This is a genomic window from Paenibacillus qinlingensis (assembly GCF_031455095.1).
Lineage (GTDB): Bacteria > Bacillota > Bacilli > Paenibacillales > NBRC-103111 > Paenibacillus_E > Paenibacillus_E qinlingensis_A.
This window is the reverse complement of the sequence record NZ_JAVDSB010000008.1, coordinates 109,518-129,939: the sequence shown is the minus strand read 5'-3', so window position 1 is coordinate 129,939 and position 20,422 is coordinate 109,518. Positions and strand designations below refer to the sequence as shown.

Annotated in this window: 17 protein-coding genes; 14 read left to right on the top strand and 3 right to left on the bottom strand. The window is 46.9% G+C overall.

Annotated elements, in window-relative coordinates:
- The first annotated feature begins 48 nt into the window (after nucleotides 1-48).
- The 12 genes from J2736_RS20715 to J2736_RS20660 all read left to right on the top strand — a co-directional run bounded on the left by J2736_RS20715 (nucleotide 49) and on the right by J2736_RS20660 (nucleotide 14,485).
- The gene (locus tag J2736_RS20715; protein ID WP_065854190.1) at nucleotides 49-351 is read left to right on the top strand and encodes a YunC family protein; all 303 of its coding nucleotides are present in this window, start codon (nucleotides 49-51) and stop codon (nucleotides 349-351) included.
- Between the two features lie 274 nt (nucleotides 352-625).
- Nucleotides 626-1,366, top strand: a complete 741-nt coding sequence (locus J2736_RS20710; RefSeq protein ID WP_310500587.1) for a basic amino acid ABC transporter substrate-binding protein — start codon at nucleotides 626-628, stop codon at nucleotides 1,364-1,366.
- A gap of 83 nt (nucleotides 1,367-1,449) precedes the next feature.
- Nucleotides 1,450-2,097, top strand: coding sequence for an amino acid ABC transporter permease (locus tag J2736_RS20705; RefSeq protein ID WP_310500483.1), 648 nt, complete (start codon nucleotides 1,450-1,452; stop codon nucleotides 2,095-2,097).
- Between the two features lie 12 nt (nucleotides 2,098-2,109).
- Complete coding sequence (locus J2736_RS20700) at nucleotides 2,110-2,832, top strand: amino acid ABC transporter ATP-binding protein (RefSeq protein WP_310500586.1); 723 nt, start codon at nucleotides 2,110-2,112, stop codon at nucleotides 2,830-2,832.
- Nucleotides 2,833-2,957: 125 nt separating this feature from the next.
- Nucleotides 2,958-4,712 (top strand): sensor histidine kinase, encoded by a 1,755-nt coding sequence (locus J2736_RS20695; protein WP_310500482.1) that lies wholly within the window; start codon nucleotides 2,958-2,960, stop codon nucleotides 4,710-4,712.
- 8 nt (nucleotides 4,713-4,720) lie between these two features.
- On the top strand, nucleotides 4,721-6,280 hold the full coding sequence (locus J2736_RS20690) for a response regulator (RefSeq protein ID WP_310500481.1): 1,560 nt from the start codon (nucleotides 4,721-4,723) through the stop codon (nucleotides 6,278-6,280).
- A 157-nt stretch (nucleotides 6,281-6,437) separates the two neighbouring features.
- A complete protein-coding gene (locus tag J2736_RS20685) occupies nucleotides 6,438-7,127 on the top strand; it encodes an ABC transporter ATP-binding protein (protein WP_310500585.1) in 690 nt (229 codons plus the stop codon).
- A complete protein-coding gene (locus tag J2736_RS20680) occupies nucleotides 7,117-8,151 on the top strand; it encodes an efflux RND transporter periplasmic adaptor subunit (protein ID WP_310500480.1) in 1,035 nt (344 codons plus the stop codon). The genes J2736_RS20685 and J2736_RS20680 overlap by 11 nt, the downstream gene beginning before the upstream one ends.
- A 64-nt stretch (nucleotides 8,152-8,215) precedes the next feature.
- Complete coding sequence (locus J2736_RS20675) at nucleotides 8,216-11,122, top strand: ABC transporter permease (protein WP_310500479.1); 2,907 nt, start codon at nucleotides 8,216-8,218, stop codon at nucleotides 11,120-11,122.
- Nucleotides 11,123-11,124: 2 nt separating this feature from the next.
- Entirely contained in the window at nucleotides 11,125-12,009 is an 885-nt protein-coding gene (locus J2736_RS20670) for an ABC transporter ATP-binding protein (protein WP_310500478.1), read from the top strand.
- A gap of 112 nt (nucleotides 12,010-12,121) precedes the next feature.
- The gene (locus J2736_RS20665) at nucleotides 12,122-13,417 is read left to right on the top strand and encodes a homocysteine synthase (RefSeq protein WP_310500477.1); all 1,296 of its coding nucleotides are present in this window, start codon (nucleotides 12,122-12,124) and stop codon (nucleotides 13,415-13,417) included.
- 204 nt (nucleotides 13,418-13,621) lie between these two features.
- Nucleotides 13,622-14,485 carry a M15 family metallopeptidase gene (locus tag J2736_RS20660; RefSeq protein WP_310500476.1) on the top strand — a complete coding sequence of 288 codons (864 nt, stop codon included), beginning with the start codon at nucleotides 13,622-13,624 and terminating at the stop codon, nucleotides 14,483-14,485.
- A 55-nt stretch (nucleotides 14,486-14,540) separates the two neighbouring features.
- Here J2736_RS20660 and namA read toward each other — a convergent pair whose 3' ends face one another.
- The gene (namA, locus tag J2736_RS20655) at nucleotides 14,541-15,545 is read right to left on the bottom strand and encodes an NADPH dehydrogenase NamA (protein WP_310500475.1); all 1,005 of its coding nucleotides are present in this window, start codon (nucleotides 15,543-15,545) and stop codon (nucleotides 14,541-14,543) included.
- A gap of 240 nt (nucleotides 15,546-15,785) precedes the next feature.
- Between namA and J2736_RS20650 the strand changes: the two genes are divergently transcribed.
- Together J2736_RS20650 and J2736_RS20645 are read left to right on the top strand one after the other, a co-directional pair.
- Entirely contained in the window at nucleotides 15,786-16,802 is a 1,017-nt protein-coding gene (locus J2736_RS20650; protein WP_310500474.1) for a Gfo/Idh/MocA family protein, read from the top strand.
- A gap of 36 nt (nucleotides 16,803-16,838) precedes the next feature.
- Complete coding sequence (locus J2736_RS20645) at nucleotides 16,839-17,807, top strand: helix-turn-helix domain-containing protein (RefSeq protein ID WP_310500473.1); 969 nt, start codon at nucleotides 16,839-16,841, stop codon at nucleotides 17,805-17,807.
- Nucleotides 17,808-18,107: 300 nt separating this feature from the next.
- Here J2736_RS20645 and mtnA read toward each other — a convergent pair whose 3' ends face one another.
- Together mtnA and mtnK are read right to left on the bottom strand one after the other, a co-directional pair.
- The gene (gene mtnA / locus J2736_RS20640) at nucleotides 18,108-19,184 is read right to left on the bottom strand and encodes an S-methyl-5-thioribose-1-phosphate isomerase (RefSeq protein ID WP_310500472.1); all 1,077 of its coding nucleotides are present in this window, start codon (nucleotides 19,182-19,184) and stop codon (nucleotides 18,108-18,110) included.
- Nucleotides 19,181-20,401, bottom strand: a complete 1,221-nt coding sequence (mtnK, locus tag J2736_RS20635; RefSeq protein ID WP_310500471.1) for an S-methyl-5-thioribose kinase — start codon at nucleotides 20,399-20,401, stop codon at nucleotides 19,181-19,183. Before mtnK ends, mtnA begins: the two co-directional genes overlap by 4 nt.
- Between the last annotated feature and the right edge of the window lie 21 nt (nucleotides 20,402-20,422).

Genomic DNA, 20,422 nt, shown 5'->3' with positions numbered 1-20,422 from the left:
GCAGGCGCATATACTACCGTAAGACTGCGAAGAGGAGCTGTGCAGAGCATGATGCGCGTAGAACCCATTCTTCTTGAAGGCCATACAGCAATCGCGATAGAGGTCAAATTGCCGAAGACGACCTTGTTAGTGGTGACGACGGATAAAGGTTACATTATGTGTGGAGCCCTCGATGTGGGGCTGCTGAATGAGCGATTGAGTGACAGGAATATTGTTGCGGCGCGAGCAACAGGGGTTCGAACGATTGAGGAGCTGCTGGAAGCACCGCTTGAATCAGTGACCTATACAGCGGAAGACCTGGGCATAGTAGCTGGGATGACAGGTAGAGAAGCTATTTTGAAAATGATGTAAGTCATATGAAATGGTATGCTTGAACGCTAGGGGGTATGGACCTTAGCGTTTTTTTGCATGTGCAAGTTTACAAAGCAAGGCATCTCGGCTGTGCATGAAAATAAAAATGAATAAAAATTCATACTTCCTGCAATTTCCTCGCTTTTTTTATACATAAAGGTGTTGTTATTTTATTAACCAAGTGTTAATATATGATTCGTCCAATACATAGAATGGGGGAAAAACAGTGAAAAAGTTAATGATTTCTATCGTAGCAGCAGCTCTAGTTCTAACAATGGCCGGATGTGGCTCAAAAGATAGCGGTGGTACTAAAATTAAATTTGCAACAGATGCAGCCTATGCACCGATGGAATATATGGATAAAGACAAGGTGGCAGGGTTTGATATCGATTTCCTTGCGGAAGTCATGAAAGAAGCCGGTCTTTCCTATTCGATTACCAACACAGGTTGGGATACCATGTTAACGAGTGTTCAACAAGGTAAAGAGTATCAAGCAGGTATTTCCAGCGTATCCATCACGGATGAGCGTAAACAAACGTATGATTACTCTGCTCCATATTTTGAATCAACGAACATGATCCTTGTTAAAGAAGGCAGCCCGATCAAAACAGCACTAGATTTGAAAGATAAGAAAGTAGCTGTTCAAATCTCCACGACGGCAGATACGCTTATGACGAAAATCATGGGTAGCGAAAACAAGTCTTTGAAACGTATGGATAACAACACGCTTGCGCTATTGGAGCTTGAGAACAACGGTGTAGACGCGGTAGTTGCGGATATTGCTATTATTCGTGAGTACGTTAAAAATAATCCAAACAAAAAATTCGTTTCGATCGCTGACGCGAAAAACTTCGAATCCGAATACTATGGCATCTTGCTTCCCAAAGGCAGCGACCTGAAAGCGAAGCTTGATCCAGCCATCAAGAAAGTCATTGAGAATGGCAAATACGCAACAGTGTACAAAAAGTGGTTTGGTCAAGAGCCAGATACGAAAAAATTGCTTGATCAAAAATAAAAGTTCAAAAGCATGCGTGATGTAACCAAGCGCATGCTTTTCTTCTGTAAGTAGCAAAATAATGCATAGAAAGGAAGTGTGGAATGGATTTTCGCTTTGATATTATTTTGGATTACCTGCCATTGCTGCTAAAAGGTACGCTATGGACGATTGGTATTTCCATTCTCTCCATCTGCTTCGGTTCTGTATTGGGACTGGCGGTTGGTTTGGGCAAAATGTCGCACCGCGGCTATCTGAGATGGCCAACAAGTATGTATGTTAACTTTTTCCGTGGCACACCGTTGCTGGTTCAAATATTGCTCGTCCATTTCGGGGTAGTGCCTTTATTCTTAGGCTCAACGAACCCGATTATTGCTTCCATTGTGGCACTATCCTTGAATTCAGCAGGATACATGGCGGAGATTTTCCGTGCAGGTATTCAGTCGATTGATAAAGGTCAGACCGAAGCAGCTCATTCTCTGGGTATGACGCATTTCCAAACGATGAAATCGGTCATTTTACCGCAAGCCATTAAACGTATGATTCCGCCTTTTGGGAACGAATTTATCGTATTGATCAAGGATTCGTCGTTGTTTGCCATCATTGCAGCGCCTGAACTTATGTATTGGTCGAATGCCATGCGCAGCCAATATTTCAAAGTATGGGAGCCGTATTTAACAGCTGCACTTATCTACTTCATTCTTACTTACTCTCTTAGCAAGCTTCTCAGCTATATTGAAAGGAGAGTATAAACCATGACAGCTATGATCGAAGTGAGGAACTTAAAAAAAGCCTTCGGAGATAATGTCGTCCTTCGCGACATCAGCGCAGATATCCAGCATCAAGAGGTTCTGGTTGTGATTGGGCCTTCCGGATCAGGAAAATCTACGTTCTTGCGTTGCTTGAATTTGTTGGAGCAGCCGAATGGGGGGACGATCTCCATTGAAGGTCGAAATCTCATGGATCCAACGAATAAAATTAATGAGATCCGCATGGAACTGGGCATGGTATTTCAGCGGTTTCACTTATTTCCACATATGAAGGTTATAGATAATATTATGCTTGCTCCGATCCAGGTACGGAAGTGGCCTGAAGAGAAAGCACGTAAGAAAGCCATGGAGCTTCTAACTAAAGTCGGACTTGCAGATAAAGCGAATGCACTGCCGGACTCTTTATCAGGTGGTCAGGCACAACGTGTCGCGATTGCACGTGCACTTGCGATGGAGCCCAAAATTATGCTATTTGATGAACCGACTTCAGCTCTAGATCCCGAAATGGTTGGCGAAGTGCTGGCCGTCATGAAACAATTAGCCAAAGAAGGGATGACGATGGTCGTCGTTACCCACGAAATGGGCTTTGCGCGCGAAGTAGGCGATCGCGTTATGTTCATGGAGCAAGGGGTTATTGTGGAGGAAGGCAAGCCAGAGCAAATTTTTGAGGCACCGACCCAAGAGCGTACGAAATCATTTTTGTCAAAAGTATTATAGTTCTAAGATAGGGGGAGACGCTGTAGGCGTCTCTCTTTTTTTTACCAAAAAATAAACATGGGAAAAATCACAATGTGCTATGATAGAAAGATATTATCCCATTTATTAGTAACGAAAGGTGACGTATGCCATCGCTGTTCTCTCACCTCATTAATAGATTTCAACTTCGTATTCTACTTTATTTGCTTGTAGCTATCACCTTGCCGTTGTTTGTCGCGATCTATGTGGGCAATCACCAATTCTCATCCTACAGTGAGCGAGCCATGATGCAGGACATCGATAAGCAGCATGATCAACTTGTCCAAGGCGTACAACGAGAACTCTCCGATTTGACGGAAATAACGCATCGACTTGCTGCGGATTATGGGATCCTTTCGTTGGCCAAGCGCCAAGAGGCAGCTAATCCAACAACAGCGGATTTGAATGCCTATGTGAATAGTCTGCTTTCCGAGCAAACGGAGCACACACGGTATATTGAACAGGCGTGTTTAACTGTCCTGGCATCCAACCGAACCTTATGTGCGCAAGCTGGCGAAGTAGATGGGAAGCTGATGTTGCAAGGAAAAAGTTTGAATAAACGCTTCGAGCCGTTAGGAGAAGAAGTTAGTCATGCCAACGCTTATCTGCTGACGTATTCGGAGTCCATGATAGATCGGGCAAGCACGCAAGAGCTTGGTAAAGTGATCATTTGGATAAATATGAACAAGCTGATGAAAGAGATTACGGGGGGCACGGGGAAAAACACTTCCTATACCCATGTGTTGCTAGCCCCAGATAAACGGATGGTTTACCGAGATGGTGTTTACACAGGGGATTGGCAAGGCGGGGTCCAAGAACTTGGCAGTGTACATAAGGATGGAACACGGATCTATTCCGTGAAACAAGTGGACGTCATTGGCAATGACCCTTGGTTATCGTATTACGATGCACCGCTGTTACCAGATAGTTTACGTGCATGGCCTGCTTACCGTATTTGGCTTATCGTACTAATTGGTTTAGTTATTGTACTAAGTTTAGGGGGAATCCTGCTTTTTATCTCCACGGTAACGAAGCCGCTGTATGTACTGAAAGCCTTAATGAATCGTGCTGAGCGAGGGGATCTGCGCGCGTATTGGACATTCAAAAGCGCTGATGCATGGATGCAAGTGGGGCAAAGCTACAATCAGATGTTGAATCGGTTGGAAGATCTGATCAAGCAGGTGAAGCGGGAAGAGTCTCTGAAGAAAGAAGCGGAGATGGAGGCGCTCCACTATCAGTTGAATCCGCATTTCCTCTACAATACGTTGAATACGATAAAATGGGTGGCCAAGCTCCACAAAACACCTCAAATCTCAGAGGTCGTTAGTGCATTAGTACGTCTTTTGCAAGCTAGTTTAGGGAAAAAAGGGGATTTTATTACGCTGCGTGATGAAATGGGGCTGACCCATGATTATATGGCGATCCAAAGGTTTCGTTATGGGGATCGGATTCAGCTCCAGACGCATGTGGATGACATCACACTAGGGTGTTTAGTTCCAAGAATGCTCTTGCAGCCGCTAGTGGAGAACGCGATTATTCACGGCATTGGACCGACCAAACGAGAAGGCGTCATTACAATTCGGTCATGGTTAGATCGAGATCTTTTATTTTGCCAGGTGGAAGATAATGGTGTGGGGATGCAGGTCGCGGAAGGGAGTTCGGGCTGGGAAGCTATGCAAGCTGCAGGTGGAGCACAGGCAGAGCGTATGCTTAAGGAACGGATGAGCGGTGTGGGAATCTCACATATTCGGGAGAAAATTAAACTGATCTATGGGCCGGAGTTCAAAATGCATATTACGAGTAAACCTGGTGAAGGGACCACGGTCAGGATGTTTCTTCCCATCCATCAGGGCGAGGAGTGAAGGGGCAAATGAATGTACTTGTGGTGGATGATGAACCTATCATTCGGCAAGGATTACGTGAATTAGTAGATTGGGAATACCATGGCTTTACCTATGCTGGGGATGCGGAGGATGGTCTGGAGGCATACGAGCTTCTGGATGCTTTAGCTATCGATATCGTGATCACAGACCTCATCATGCCGCGAATGGATGGGTTAGCCTTGATACGAAAGTTAAAAGACAATCCAAGACCGATCAGTGCCGTCGTACTGAGCTGTATGGATGATTTTACGTATGTGAAAGAAGCGATGAAGCTGGGGGCTAAGGACTATTTGCTGAAGCCGACGATGGAGCCTGAGTCCTTAATTGACATTCTGCTCGGAGTGAAGACAGAACTCCAAAATCAACGATCCGAACGAAGGGATCAAGAGCTGCGTGAGCTTGAATTGGCGTCGACCCTGCAGATGCAGCTAGCGCATCGTCTGCAGTTGTATTTGCAGACGGGGCTCGGTGAAGCTGAGCTGCAAGAGGAGCTATTTGGCGCTGCGGAATCTGCAAGTGCCAGTCGTACACATCTTACAGCAGGCGGCTTAGTCAGCTTGCTGCTGCACACCGGAACCAGCGCTGCCGCCGCAGGCTGGCGCTGGACGGGCTGCGTCGCGGCGCTGCCGCTGGCCGCCGAAAGCGTGCTGCTGCTCATGCCGGCAGCAGCCACAGACGCTGCCGCCGCGCTGGAGCGCGCGGCGCAGGTCCGGCTCGCGGATGCGCCGGACTGGTTCATCGGAGCCGGCGTCGTCATCCGCCGGCTCCAAGACGTGCAGCCTGCTGCGGCGCTCCACGCGCAGCAGCTGCATGAGCGATTCTACGGCGGGAGCCGGAATCGCCGGATCGTGCTTGCGCCCGAGGCCGCAAGCCTGGTTACAACAGCGCTGCCGTATGACATACGCAGCGACCTTCTGCGCTGTATCGTGCACGATAACAGCGAGGGATATCTGCATCATGCGGACGCCATGTGCGCACGATTGTTGGAGCAGCGCCCTGAGAAGGGGAAGGTGCTGCCCTTTATCCAAGAGCTGCTAGCGCTGGCTGCCGGTTATGCGCGCGAACGCGGCTGCGCAGAGATAGAACGCTATGAAGAACTGTTCGTTCATAACCAAGCCCTAAGCCATTGTGTTAGCTTTGAACAGGTTACGGAGCTTGTTCGTCAAGCGCTGAGCATGCTCATGGCAAACACGGGTGCTGTGATAAGCGGCGATCAGCCGCCTCGCTCCAACAACACGTTCATACGTAAAGTGCTGACCTTTATGCAAGAGAACTATGCTTTGCCAATCAGTACATCAGACATGGCTGATCACGTTCGACTCAGTCGCAGCTATTTAAGTGATTTATACAGTAAAGAAATGGGAGAATCCCTGAGTGAAACGTTGACCCGCATTCGGATGGAGGAAGCGAAGAAGAGATTGCGAACGGGGGAGATGAAGGTCTACGAAGTAGCGGATGCGGTAGGCTTTCCTGATGCCAAAACATTCGCCAAGACGTTCAAGCGCGTTGTAGGTTGCTCGCCCAAAGAGTTTGAGAAGCCGATATAGTCGCTTTGGTCCATATCTCGTATCTCGTAAGATGAAAAACGAACAAACAGACACCTTTTCCAACAAAGGTGGTCTGTTTATTTGTGATGTAAAGGTTTACATTTAAAGGGATCCTAACCTGTAGATTGAGTGTAAAGATGAGGTGTTAGCTTTGACTATGCATGAGTATCAAGTGCCTATGGTGCAAGCCATTGGTGTCACACGTGTATTTGGGAAGGGAACCGGTGTGGTTCATGCTTTGCGTGGAGCCAACCTTTCGATACCAAGAGGCAGACTTGTTGCCCTACGCGGGAGGTCTGGATCTGGTAAAACAACGCTGTTGAATATCATTGGCGCCTTGGATCATCCTTCGGAAGGTGCCGTATATCTGGAAGGGATGGAGATCAGCTCGCTCTCCGAGTCCAAACGTAATGAGCTTAGACGGAAGCAGATTGGCCTTATCTTCCAATCATTTGCCTTAGTTCCGTATATGTCCGCTTACGAAAATGTAGAGTTCGGTTTGCGCATTTCGGGTATTCCTCCCAGTCAGCATAAATCATTAGCTGAAGAAGCGCTGCATTTCGTAGGTTTGAAAGCTAGAATGAAGCATCGTCCTTATGAGCTTTCTGGCGGCGAGCAGCAGCGAGTTGCTATTGCCAGAGCAATTGCTCACAAGCCTAAACTGATTCTGGCCGATGAGCCTACGGCGGAACTAGATAGTCGAATGGGTCTTCAGATTCTCAAATTGTTCAAGGATTTGGTGCAAGAAGGTATGACCATTATTTTAACTACACATGATTTGGCAATCATGGAGATTGTCGATGAAGTCTATGCATTGGAGGATGGTTCCATTGTCGATGAAGGTTAATACAATCGCTTCAAGGCTTATTCTAATAGCGGGCTCCCTATTCATTCTAGCGGGCTGTTCTTTACTGCCGAAGGAAGAAGAAGCGTTGAAGCCGCCTTTAGTTAAACCAGTCAAAGAAAATTTCGAGCTGTATGAAGTGAAGAAAAGTACGATTACCAGAAAGCTAAGTGCGCTTGCGACATTCAGATCTAGCCAAACGACGAGTTATTCCTTTAAAGAATCTGGGCATCGATTAGCTGGCATGCGGGTCAAATCCGGAGATATCGTGAAGCAGGGGGATGTACTTGCGGAATTAGAGCAGGGTGACTTGCCAACGAAGATTGCGCTGCAAAAGTTAAACCTAGAAAAAGCGCAGATTGCCAGCCAACAGGCGAAGATGACCACGCCAGATCAGGAGTTTGCGATTCGACTTAAGTCTATCGATGTGGAGGCAGCGCAGCTGCAACTTGCCAATCTGCAGGCTGAGCTAGCAAAAACTAGAATTACGGCTGAATCCGGTGGCGTTATTACCTTTGTAACAGATGCGCAGGCAGGAAATATAATCGATCCTTTCAACACATTAGTGGTCGTGTCGGATCCAGCGAAGCTGCAATTATATTATGAGTCATCCGATAGTGCAGCGCTGGCAGGTGTTGAGGTTGGGATGAATGTGGATGTGAAGATCGGCTCACAAGGGAGTGCGGTGCCAGGTAAAGTGCTGCAGACGCCTTCAAGCGCACCTCGAACCGATAATAAACAGCAAGCTGAACGAAATGCCAAAACGATCATTGTAGGCATTCCAGAGGGGACGGCGGGAGCACAGATCGGAGCATCTGGTGATATGACGATCATTGTAGAGAAAAGAGAAAATGTGCTCGTAATCCCAAGAACAGGACTTCGTTCTTATTTAGGTCGTGATTACGTGCAAGTGCTCAACGGTGAAAGCCGGAAAGAAGTGGATGTAGAGAGAGGGCTTCTCACAGCCACCGAAGTGGAAATACGTTCAGGACTGACCGAAGGTCAGCAAGTCATTTTAAATAATTAGCGTGCTTTAGAGCGTATGCTTATGAGGCTAGTTTTGCTTAAGCCAAACTTGTAGGAGGATTGCAATGGCTTTATTTCTGATGATTCTCCGTAAAATGGCCAAAAACCGTTGGTTAGAGCTAAGCCTACTCATCGGGTTAATTATTTCCGTTGCGCTAGCTAGCTCAATGCCGATTTATACACATGCCATTTTGCAACGTATGCTGATCAAAGATTTGGAAGTTCAGCAGTCAGATACACAGAGATTTCCTGGATTAGTGAACAATCATGCCTTCTTTACGGAGGTTAAAGATGGCGCTAATCGTATGCGTGATGCAGAAGCGTATATGTCGGAGCACATTAAGCAATTCGGATTGCCCATTCTTCAGTCTACGATTACGCGCAGCACCAAGACTTTTGAACTTACGCCTAGCGACCCAAGCAAAGTTGATCCGAAAGAGAAACGATATGGCGAAATCACTGCTATGACAGATTTGGAAAAGCACATACGCTTGGTAGATGGTGTGATGCCTGGGGCTAAGCTCGTAGATGGCGTCTATGAAGCATGGGTATTTCCTGAACTATTAACGAAGTTGAAAATCGTACTTGGCAATGAAGTGACAGTTAAGAGCGAGGAACAGAATAGAAATATTCGCATCAAACCCGTAGCTGTTATTGATCGCGCAGATCTTGCTGATGTCTACTGGACGACGAATACAATGCCGGATTTGAGTTCAAGATTCTTCATACCTGCTTCCTTATTTGAGCAAGAATTAACGAAGGGCAGCAAGTTTATTGATCAATTAACGTACTGGAATTATGCCTTAGATTATCATCAATTAAAATTAGAAGGACTAGATACATACATCACGGCCAATGCACAAATGGAGGAATACGCTTGGAATCATTTGGAGACCTACAAGTCGTTTAATCAAACGATCGTTACCTTAACCACGTATGATGACAAAGAGAAAAAGCTCCGCATTTTACTCTGGTCCTTGAATGTACCCGTTAGCATCTTGCTTGCTTTCTATTTATTCATGGTTGCTAATTTGATAACGGAAAGACAGAAAACAGAGATTGCCGTTCTGCGAAGTCGAGGTGCTAGTCGAACGCAAATCCTATTGGGGTATGTGATAGAAGGTATATTACTAGGAGGCATTGCACTGCTTGTAGGGCCTTTACTGGGACTTCAATTAACACAAATTCTAGGGGCTTCGAATGGGTTTCTATCATTTGTCCAACGCGCTGCGATGGAAGTGAAGCTGAATAGAGAGGCGTATCAATACGGTGTCATTGCAGTTGTTGCCTCCGTAGGGATGACACTCATTCCTGCGGTCTTAGCTACGCGTGTAAGTATCGTTGGCCATAAGCAAACGCTAGCAAGGAAGAATAAGCTTTCTTTTGTCCATAAAATATATCTGGATGTCGTTCTACTGGCTGTTTCCATGTATTTATTACAAAGCTTTAATCGAAGAATGGGTGATCTGGTCGCGCTAGGCTTGGACTCTATGGATATGAAGGTAGATCCGCTTCTATTCGTGGTGCCCGCCATTTTTATCTTCGCATTGGGGCTTGTGGTGTTGCGGATTTACCCGTGGATTATTCAACTCATTTATATCATTGGGCGAAAATGGTGGCCGCCTTACTTGTATTCTACGTTGCTTCAGGTGGGCAGATCCACGACACAATATCAATTCATCATGCTTTTTATTATTATGACGCTAGCAACAGGGATTTTTAGTGCCAGTGCCGCCAGAACGATGAACAAGAATGTAGAAGAGAAAATTCATTATAAAAACGGTGCCGATATTGTTCTCCAAACGACATGGGATAACGATGCCCCTCCCCCACAGTCTGGGCCGCCAGGGGCTGCTGGTGAAGCGAACGCATCAGGCAGCGCAAGTGGAGGCAACAAACGCGTCCAATACGTAGAGCCCCCGTTTATGCCGTTCTCACAACTGACAGGGGTAGAATCAGCGGCTCGCGTGTTTAAGAAACAGGACGCCTATATCGCACTAGGCAAAGATACGAAAAAAACTACGCTCATGGGGATTGATACAGATGATTTCGGACGAACAGCCTGGTTCAGGGACCAGCTGCTAGATCATCATTTCTATGAGTATTTGAACGTGTTAGCGACTGATTCCAAAGCCGTGCTGATCTCGAGATCGATTGCTGATGAAATTGGAGCGAAAGTAGGCGATGTCGTTCGGATTGGTTGGAATGATGTGGAGGGAGCTACCTCTGTCGTCTATGGCATTATTGATTATTGGCCTAGCTGGAATCCGAATCCTGTTTTGGCTGCGCCGACAAGTTCAAGCTCGACAAGCAGTTCAACTTCCACGAAGCCAACGAAAGTGGACATGCCGAAACTGGTCATTGGTCATCTATCGTTCATCCAAAATAATCTTGCGGTAGAGCCATATGATGTGTGGTTAAAACTGAAGCCAGACATGACAAGCCAAGCTTTGTATGAATTGTTGGAACAGAAACATATGTCGGTCACGCGTTTAGTAGATACGAATATGATGGTGATTCGTTCGAAGAATGACCCCTTCCAGCTGGCTGTGAATGGTGTAATGACGCTCGGCTTTTTGATCGCGATAAGTATCAGCTTCATTGGCTTTCTGTTGTACTGGCTGCTCTCTTTGTACGGGCAGATTCTACAATTTGGTGTGCTCCGTGCCATGGGGATATCTTTCAGGCAATTAATTGGGATGCTAGTTGCCGAGCAACTGCTAACCTCGGGTGCAGCGGTGATCATTGGCATGATAACGGGAAATGCAGCCAGCCGTTTGTTCGTTCCCTTATTCCAATTAACGTTCGATTCATCGAGTCAAGTACCGCCCTTTCAAGTCCGTTTCGATCCGCAAGATCAGCTTCATTTATATGTCATTGTGATCATCATGATTGGCATTGGATTATTACTTCTCGGCACGATGCTCTCCAGAATTAAGATTCATCAAGCCGTTAAGCTTGGGGAGGATTAAGCATGATTCATTGTGAAAATCTAGTTAAAATATATAAAGCGGCTGATCTTGAAGTCGTTGCTCTGCAAGGGCTTGACCTTCATATTGAAGAGGGAGAATTAATGGCTATTATCGGCAATAGCGGTAGTGGCAAGTCGACTCTGCTTAATATGCTTGGTGGGCTCGATCGTCCTTCAGCTGGTAATCTCAGTGTGGATGGGAAAGATTTATTGAAATTTAAGGAAGCGGATTTGGTAAAATACAAACGGGAAACCGTGGGCTTCGTGTGGCAAAATAATGCGCGGAACTTGATTCCTTATTTGACGGCCATGGAAAATGTGGAATTGCCGATCCTTCTGCAGGGCCGGCGCAAGCGTTATCGTGCGCTGGATTTATTGGAGGCTGTAGGCTTGAGCCATCGGAAAAATAATAAGCTCAATGAGCTTTCTGGCGGTGAGCAGCAGCGCGTTGCGATAGCGATAGCGCTAGCTAATCAGCCAAGGTTGTTGCTTGCAGATGAACCGACTGGATCCGTCGATACGAAGATGGCGAACCAGATTCTGGACCTGTTTCGTGAGTTGAACCGCAGCTTCGGCTTGACGGTCGTCATTGTAACGCATGATCCGCTTCTGGCGAAGAAAGTAGATCGTGTAGTCGCGATTCGAGATGGCAAAACCTCCTCCGAAATATTACGACGCAAATCCTATCAAGAGGAATTGCTGGAACTTGAGCAAGGGATAATTTCGTCAGAAGAAGATTCTCATGTTGAATATGCGGTCGTTGACAAGGCAGGCAGATTGCAGATTCCGGCGAACTATCTAGAGTCCATAGGCGCTGCAGGTACGAATAAAATGCGGGTGGAAATGGAGAATGGGCGGATTATACTTCTGCCACAGGATAAAGCTTGACTTTAGGAAGAAAGTGCCATTAAAATTATAACATACTATTCCAGTAGGAATTAATTTTACTGCTATTTCTAAATCGCTCGACAAACGAAACATAATCCTAGGAGGCATGCTCATGTCCAATTCTGAACGTAAACACTTACCGGAAACACTAGCGATTCATGCAGGTCAAAAAGTTGATCCTGCGACTAATTCACGAGCGGTTCCCATTTATCAAACGACGTCTTATGTTTTTAACGACACGGAGCATGCCGCTAACCTATTTGCACTCAAGGAATTCGGCAATATTTATACACGAATTATGAATCCGACAACCGATGTATTTGAACAACGTATTGCTGCACTCGAAGGTGCACCAGCAGCGCTTGCTGTGGCATCCGGTCAAGCTGCAATCACATTTTCGATTCTGAACATTGCCGAAGTTGGAGATGAAATCGTATCGGCTTCCGCTTTATATGGTGGTACATACAATTTATTTGCCAATACATTGCCTAAATTAGGGATCAAAGTGAAATTCGTAGATGCTAGTAATCCTGACAATTTCCGGGCAGCGATTACGGACAAAACGAAAGCCATCTATGCGGAATCCATTGGTAATCCCAAAGGGGACGTCTTGGATATTGAAGCTGTTGCGGCGATTGCGCATGAGAATGGCATTCCGCTTATCGTAGATAATACGTTCCCTAGTCCGTATCTGCTTAGACCAATCGAGCATGGCGCTGACATTGTGGTGCACTCAGCGACCAAGTTTATCGGAGGTCATGGTACGACCATCGGTGGTGTTATTGTAGACGGAGGAAAGTTTGATTGGGCAGCAAGTGGCAAATTCCCAGGTTTGACGACGCCAGACCCGAGTTATAACGGTGTTGTTTACACAGAAGCAGTTGGTGCGATTGCCTATATTATCAAAGCGCGCGTGCAACTATTGCGAGATTTGGGAGCATCTTTGTCCCCGAACAGTTCATTCTTATTATTACAAGGCCTAGAAACGTTGCATCTTCGTCTTGAGCGTCACAGTGCCAATGCGTTGAAAGTAGCTCAGTATTTAGAAGCTCATGAGTCTGTGGAGTGGGTTAGCTATGCAGGACTTGAAAGTCACCCGTCCTATTCCCTAGCGAAGAAATATTTACCAAAAGGACAAGGCGCCATTCTAAGCTTTGGCATCAAAGGCGGCATCGAAGCAGGCAAAAAGCTGATACACGCCGTGGAACTATTCTCACATTTGGCCAACGTAGGCGATTCCAAGTCCTTAATTATTCATCCAGCAAGCACAACACATTCGCAATTGAATGAACAGGAACAAACATCAGCAGGTGTTTCACCAGGACTTATACGTTTATCCGTCGGAACAGAAGCCATTGAGGATATTATCTATGATTTGGAGCAAGCGATCGTTGCTAGTCAGAAGTAAACTTGAAACGATAACTTTTTCCGCATAAAATATGAGAAGGCTGCGATTTAGGAGCTCAACCTAAATGCAGCCTTTTTTTGTTGAGGTATAAGAATAGCGAGAATGAAACTTTTTGATCCGAATCGCTGTCTATTATTTTGAAAAGCTTTTTTCACCCTCTAAGAGGCATGACGACACGAAATGAAAGGACTATTGATAACCAACATGAAAATCAAAATGAACGTATCCATCGCCATACTATTGGCATTAACGATTGTGGCAGGTTGTGGGAGTAAGAATGAAGGAACCTCTACGATTTCTCCTAGCCCCACACCTGCAACTAGTGTGACAACAAGCCCTACGGCTTCACCGAGTGGTACTACACCAACGACACCAGCAACTACTTCCCCGGCGGCTACGGCTACTGTGAAGCCATCCTCACCTCCTGTGACTTCACCTGCTCCCAGCACTACGCCAACTAAGAATGGCGCAGTTCAAGTGATTGCCAAACCGGAAAGTATTACCGTGCTGGTTAATAAACAGAACTCGCTGCCAGCGAGCTATGAGCCGACAGACCTTGTGTATCCGAACATTGCTTTTACTTTTTCCGAGAAAATTGATAAGCGCAAAATGCGCCAAGTCGCAGCAACAGCTATAGAGAAGCTATTCGCTGGAGCGGCCAAAGATGGCGTTCCATTAGCAGGTGTTTCTGCGTATCGTTCGTATGCAACACAGAAATCACTTTTTGATAGCTATGTGAAAAAAGATGGTGAAGAAAAGGCTAAAACCTACAGCGCCGTGCCGGGAACGAGTGAGCATGAAACAGGACTTGCTATTGACGTAGCAGGAAGTAATGGCAAATGCGCGGCGTCAGACTGCTTTGGCGGAACGAAGGAAGCCGTTTGGCTCGAGAAGCATGCTGCTGAGTACGGTTATATTATCCGTTATCCACAAGGAAAAGCGGCCATTACAGGCTATCAATATGAGCCTTGGCATTTGCGATATGTAGGGACTGATATTGCGAAGGAAATTCAGTCGAAAAATGTGACAATGGAAGAATATTATCATACGGTTGCTGTCTCCAAATAACGTATAGCAAACAACCCCACTGGGATTCTGAAAAATCCATGTGGGGTTGTTTTTGTTACCAGCCTCGCTGGTAAGGAGTAGGAGGCACGAGTTCTACGCGTAAGGCATGCGCAGCTGATCTAGCCCAATATGGGTCGCGTAATAGCACTCTGCCTAGAAATACAAGATCGGCGCGGTTATTTTGAAGAAGTTCTTCCGCTTGCTGCGGCTCTGTGATGAGTCCGACTGCCCCAACAGGAATCGCAGCTTGGGTGCCGATTTCTTCGGCGAAGGGCACTTGATAACCTGGGAAAAAGTGTGGAACTATCGGTGCATTGCCGCCAGAGCTGACATCAATCAGATGAACGCCAAGCTCTTTGAGCTGCGTCGCGAAATAGACATGATCCTGTGGCGTAAGACCGCCTTCCACATACTCATGGGCCGAAATCCGGACAAACAACGGACCGTCCCACCGGGTTTGAATTGCCTGAACCGTTTCACGTAAGAAGCGGAATCGCCTATTTTGATCACCGCCGTATGCATCTTGACGATGATTTGAGTAGGGAGATAGGAATTCATTAATGAGATAGCCATGTGCCGCATGAATTTCGATGACATCAAATCCCGCTTGCTTGGCACGATCAGCCGCGTCAGCGAATGCTTGAATCGTCTCATGAATGTTTGTCAGTGTAGCTTCATCAGGTGTTTTGAACGTATCTGAGAACGGGATGGAGGACGGGGCAATGATGGGTGTATCGAGGACGGCTTTTCTGCCTGCGTGTGCGAGCTGAATGCCCACATGAGTACCATGTCCATGGATGGAAGAGACAATGCGCTTTAAACCATCGATATGCGCGTCCTCCCAGATGCCCAAATCCCGCGTCGAAATTCGTCCTTGTGCAGTGACTGCTGTTGCTTCTAATAGGATAAGTCCAACTTGGCCGACGGCTCGTGTAGCGTAATGAACATGGTGCCAGTCTTTGACTTCACCTGAATCATCAGAAGCATACATACACATCGGTGACATGACGATCCGATTCTTGAGCGTGACGCCAGCTATCGTATAGGGGGTAAATAACATAGGGAATGAACTCCTTTCAGGGGATGAACAATAATCCCTTAATTGTATACTAAACAAATAGGAATTATCAACTTTAAGATAATGCTTGACGTTCCAGCGATTCTATCATAATCTTCGTGTAAGAACATCAATACAAGTATGTCGCAATTTTGCACCTTGATCTGTCACTAATTCGGAATTTAACCGCTTCATAGCCCATGATACAATGATCCCAAGTCACTTATTTGGAGGTTATTAAAGATGAAAGTAGCAATGTTGAGTTTCTGGCATGTACACGCAAAAGATTATGCTAAACAGGTAAACGAGAACCCAAATACAGAGATTGTTGCAATTTGGGACGAGATTGTGGAGAGAGGTCAGCAAGAAGCTGAAGCACGCGGTGTGGCTTTTTACGCAAGTCTTGAAGAGTTACTCGCGAATCCAGAAATCGAAGCTGTTGTTGTAGATACACCTACCAACCTTCACCGAGATGTAATCATCGCTGCTGCAAGAGCAGGTAAACATATTTTCACAGAGAAAGTTATTGCTCCTACACTTCGTGAAGTGAACGAGATTCTCGCAGCTGTGGAAGAAGCAGGCGTAACGCTAACGGTCTCTTTACCACGTTTGAATTCACCTTCTACACTAGCCATTCAAGAAATTATTGCCAAAGAGTTGTTAGGCGAAATTACGCTTGTTCGTACACGTCTTTCTCATAATGGCGGAATTTCAACTTCGGCGAATCCGAACGGCTGGTTGCCGCAGCATTTCTATAACGCCGAGCAATGTGGTGGCGGAGCACTCATCGATCTTGGCTGTCATCCGATGTATCTCAACCGTCTTTTCCTAGGATTACCTGTCTCTGTAAGCGCTTCTTATGGTTATGTGACAGGAAGAGAAGTTGAAGATAATGCTGTATCGCTGCTGCAATATGAGAACGGTGCTTTGGGAATAGTTGAAGCTGGCTTTGTGAATGCTTTCTCGCCTTTCGTCATTGAAGTTCACGGAACAGCAGGTAGTGTCTTGTATTCGGAACAAGATGGCCGTGTTATGTTACGTACGAACAAGCTAGAGGAAGCTACAGGACAATGGGTGGCGTACGAGTCGCTGCCAGAAGCAAACCCGAGTGCATTTGACCAATGGGTAGCTCATATTCAAAATGGTACCAAAGCGACTGAGAATATCGGGCTAGCTGTGGACTTAACGAAGCTGATGGAAGCTTCTAATCTATCCGTTGCAAACAAGGGCCAAGTCAGATTAGATTCTTTGCAAAAATAAAGCTCACATCCTGGATAGGAAGCGGTGTTTATCCTCATGAGTCAACCCTTTTACTTCGAACCTATGCTTGAAAATCCGATGGCTTTAGATCGCCTAGAGTTAAGTTTTCGTTGGGGAGCCTACGGCATTCGCGTATTGCGTTGTCACCTGACTTCCTTTCCTCCAGGCGCTGTCGTGAATTATCATCAGCATTCGGAGTACGAGATTCACTATATCCCCAGTGGTAAAGGCAGAGTTATTCTGGAGGGGATTACACATCCCCTTCATGAAGGACTGCTCTACGTCACAGCGCCTGGTGTTATTCATCGGCAAGAAGCAGATGAACATGAAGCGATGGGCGAGCTGTGTCTCCATGTGGATATAGTGAAGCTAGCGGACTATGAGGATGGTGCTTCCACGGCCAGCTCTGCCCCTGGTTGGGGAGAGGAGTGGGAGATCGCAGAAGCGGAAGCCTGTATCGGGCAGCTAAGCCATCTTCCCTTAATCCCGGCTGTTGATCGTCACGAAGCGATGAAATGTTTCCTCGTCGCGTATGAAGCCTGGAGAAACAACCAACTAGGTCAGTACACGGTTATCAAACAGTCCATCCTCCAGATGCTCTTAAGAACGGTTAGCGCCTATAAGCCGGAACAACAGGGAGTGAACTTGCCTGCCCGCGATATGAAAAGCTATCGTTATCACATGGCGGTTCAATTCATTGCAGATAATTTCCGCCGTCCCCTTACTTTGGAAGGGGTAGCGGAACGCGTACAGATCAGTTCAAGGCAGCTCCAGCGGATTTTCAAGGAAAAGGCGGATGTTTCGTTTAGCGAGTATTTGGAACAAGTTCGCCTCAAATTCGTATGCAGCGAGCTGCAGCAAACGACCTTGACGCTGGAGAAAATAGCGGAGCGCAGCGGCTTTACGTCTAGCAATTACTTGCACTATGTCTTCAAAAAAGCGCATGGCACAACGCCAAACGCCTATCGCGAAAATAAACTGCTCCAACAAGTCAGCACCATGTAAAACCGCGAGCAACTCAAAGAAGCTCCAACGTGGAATCTACTACGTTGGAGCTTCTTTTTTGTGCTTCATATACCAAATAACTGGAAAACATCCAGCTATTTTCAGTAATAAACCTGCTAAATTCGGTTTAGCAGGAAAAACTCCAGTTATTTTCAGGCTATGTCCGCAAAGGAAGCAGAAAGCCGAAATTTAACTGGAGTTTTTCCATCTAAGTTCCTATTTTAGCTGAAAATCGAGAATTTAACTGGACCTTTCCAACTATTCCCATGGAGGTAAGTCCTAGAAATCGACTTCCGAGCTCTATTCAAAAAGCTTCCGCAAATTTTCCGTATAAGGTGCTTGAACGATTCCTTTTTCCGTGATAATCGCAGTCACATACTCATTGGGTGTCACGTCGAAAGCAGGATTAAACACTTTCACGCCTACAGGCGCTGTGCGTTTGCCAAAGCCTTGCGTGATCTCGTCCTCGTGGCGCTCCTCAATCGGGATATCGCCGCCAGTCGGCGTGTTCAAGTCGATCGTGGACAACGGACTTGCCACATAGAACGGGATGCCATGCGCCTTTGCCAGCACAGCAACGCTGTACGTGCCGATTTTGTTGGCAACATCGCCGTTAGCCGCCACGCGGTCCGTTCCGACGATGACCGCTTGAATCCAGCCCTTGGCCATGACCGCGCCGGCCATGTTATCACAGATCAGCGTGACGTCAACGCCCGCTTGCTGCAGTTCAAAGGCTGTCAGCCGCGCACCTTGCAGCACGGGGCGAGTTTCATCGGCGAACACTTTGATGTTCAGCCCTTGTTCCTTCGCCAAGTAGAACGGCGCTAGCGCCGTGCCGTACTTGGCTGTAGCCAAACCGCCGGCGTTGCAATGCGTCAGCACGCCAAACCCATCCTCGAACAGCGTGAGCGCATGTTCGCCAATACGGCGGTTGGTGTCTTCGTCCTCCGCCTGAATGACTTGCGCTTCTGTCAGAAGCGCAGCTTTGAAGGCATCCGGGCTCACGGCTTCGGCTGCCAAAGCACTTGCTCTCGCCCGCATGCGATCGAGTGCCCAGAACAAGTTCACCGCTGTCGGACGCGATGTCGCCAGATAGTCCGCTTGCTTCTGGACTTCCGCCAGAAGCCCATCAATCGCAGCATCCACGCCGCGGATGCCGAGGTACACCCCATACGCGGCGGCGATCCCGATCGCAGGAGCGCCGCGCACTTTTAAGTGCCGAATCGCTTCCCACACCTCAATTGGTGTCTCCAGCGGCAAATACACGATCTCCTCCGGAAGCAGTCGTTGATCCAGCAAATCTAGCTGCTGGCCGTTCCAGCGCAAGGACTGCAAAGCCCCTTGCACTTCATTTTCCACGTTATTCGTTGTTGTCATAGTACATAACCTCTTTCTGCTGCTCGTGTTGCAATGGTAATAAGCTCATCAATGGATGTTGCTTGACGATTCGCTCGAATAGCCGCCGTCCCGATGGCTAAAGCCAATCGTTGCGCGCGCTCTCTTGCTGCAGCGTCTTCAATTTTATCGATATCTGCGACATGGGCAAGACCGACTACACGACGTACCATTTTGGCACCGGTGAATCCGACCGTATCACGAAGCAAGTTGGCAATGAAATAATCTTGGTAACCTGGAGCAGCAAATACACGATCTACCCCTTGTTCGTTCCATAATGCACGGAAATTTTGCTCGAAATGCGTCCATACATCCTTCACTGTTTGCGTCAAATAAGCGCGGTAAGCGGAACGGCTTGCTGCATCTTTACTCCATCCTTCTTGAGCTGCAAAGTTAAGAAGGAGGTTGGCTAGAACAGCACCGATATCAAAGCCCATCGGGCCATAGTAAGCGAATTCTGGGTCAATTACTTTGGTGGAATCCGGTTTGATGAAAATACTGCCTGTATGCAAGTCGCCATGCAAGAGAGCTTGTGCTGAAGTCAGGAACTTGTTGCGCAGAATCGCAACTTCGAAGTGAAGTTCGTTGTCTGCCCAAAGCTGTTCCGCCGCATCACGGATAGGCGCTTCAATGTTGTTCGTTTCTGAATCACGATAGGGATCATCGAAGATTAGATCTTCTGTGATTTTGCAAAGTTCAGGGTTGTTAAAACGACCCATCTGAATTTTTTTCTCTTGTTGGTTTTTCCCTAAATCCGAAGTGAAGAACAACGTGTTAGCTAGAAAACGGCCAATATGCTCAGCAAATAGCGGGTATTGGTTACCCTCGATCAGTCCTCTACGCATAATTACATGATCGCTCAAATCTTCCATGACGGTGAGTGCTAGATCAGCATCATAGGCATATACATGCGGGACAAGGTCTGGTACAAGCCCCTCTTCGATAATCAAAGCTTCACTCTCAATGCGGGCACGGTCTAGTGTCAGTGGCCAAGATTCACCAACAACTTTGGCATAAGGGAGTGCTTGTTTCAAAATAATACTTTTTCCTGTAGCCGCTTCTGTTATGCGAAATACGAGGTTTAAATTCCCATCCCCGATTTCTTGGCTAGTCAAATCAGCACCAGCTTGGAACAATTGCGGAATTTGGCGCGCGTATTCAATGGCTTGCGCTTCCGATAACGGATGATAAGTGGACATATTCGAGCCTCCTATAAGTGA

Excerpts from the sequence above, each read along its gene's own strand:
- J2736_RS20715 (WP_065854190.1), top strand. The coding sequence starts at position 49 with ATGATGCGCGTAGAACCCATTCTTCTTGAAGGCCATACAGCAATCGCG.
- J2736_RS20710 (WP_310500587.1), top strand. The coding sequence starts at position 626 with ATGGCCGGATGTGGCTCAAAAGATAGCGGTGGTACTAAAATTAAATTT.
- J2736_RS20705 (WP_310500483.1), top strand. The coding sequence starts at position 1,450 with ATGGATTTTCGCTTTGATATTATTTTGGATTACCTGCCATTGCTGCTA.
- J2736_RS20700 (WP_310500586.1), top strand. The coding sequence starts at position 2,110 with ATGATCGAAGTGAGGAACTTAAAAAAAGCCTTCGGAGATAATGTCGTC.
- J2736_RS20695 (WP_310500482.1), top strand. The coding sequence starts at position 2,958 with ATGCCATCGCTGTTCTCTCACCTCATTAATAGATTTCAACTTCGTATT.
- J2736_RS20690 (WP_310500481.1), top strand. The coding sequence starts at position 4,721 with ATGAATGTACTTGTGGTGGATGATGAACCTATCATTCGGCAAGGATTA.
- J2736_RS20685 (WP_310500585.1), top strand. The coding sequence starts at position 6,438 with ATGCATGAGTATCAAGTGCCTATGGTGCAAGCCATTGGTGTCACACGT.
- J2736_RS20680 (WP_310500480.1), top strand. The coding sequence starts at position 7,117 with ATGAAGGTTAATACAATCGCTTCAAGGCTTATTCTAATAGCGGGCTCC.
- J2736_RS20675 (WP_310500479.1), top strand. The coding sequence starts at position 8,216 with ATGGCTTTATTTCTGATGATTCTCCGTAAAATGGCCAAAAACCGTTGG.
- J2736_RS20670 (WP_310500478.1), top strand. The coding sequence starts at position 11,125 with ATGATTCATTGTGAAAATCTAGTTAAAATATATAAAGCGGCTGATCTT.
- J2736_RS20665 (WP_310500477.1), top strand. The coding sequence starts at position 12,122 with ATGTCCAATTCTGAACGTAAACACTTACCGGAAACACTAGCGATTCAT.
- J2736_RS20660 (WP_310500476.1), top strand. The coding sequence starts at position 13,622 with ATGAAAATCAAAATGAACGTATCCATCGCCATACTATTGGCATTAACG.
- namA (WP_310500475.1), bottom strand. The coding sequence starts at position 15,545 with ATGTTATTTACCCCCTATACGATAGCTGGCGTCACGCTCAAGAATCGG.
- J2736_RS20650 (WP_310500474.1), top strand. The coding sequence starts at position 15,786 with ATGAAAGTAGCAATGTTGAGTTTCTGGCATGTACACGCAAAAGATTAT.
- J2736_RS20645 (WP_310500473.1), top strand. The coding sequence starts at position 16,839 with ATGAGTCAACCCTTTTACTTCGAACCTATGCTTGAAAATCCGATGGCT.
- mtnA (WP_310500472.1), bottom strand. The coding sequence starts at position 19,184 with ATGACAACAACGAATAACGTGGAAAATGAAGTGCAAGGGGCTTTGCAG.
- mtnK (WP_310500471.1), bottom strand. The coding sequence starts at position 20,401 with ATGTCCACTTATCATCCGTTATCGGAAGCGCAAGCCATTGAATACGCG.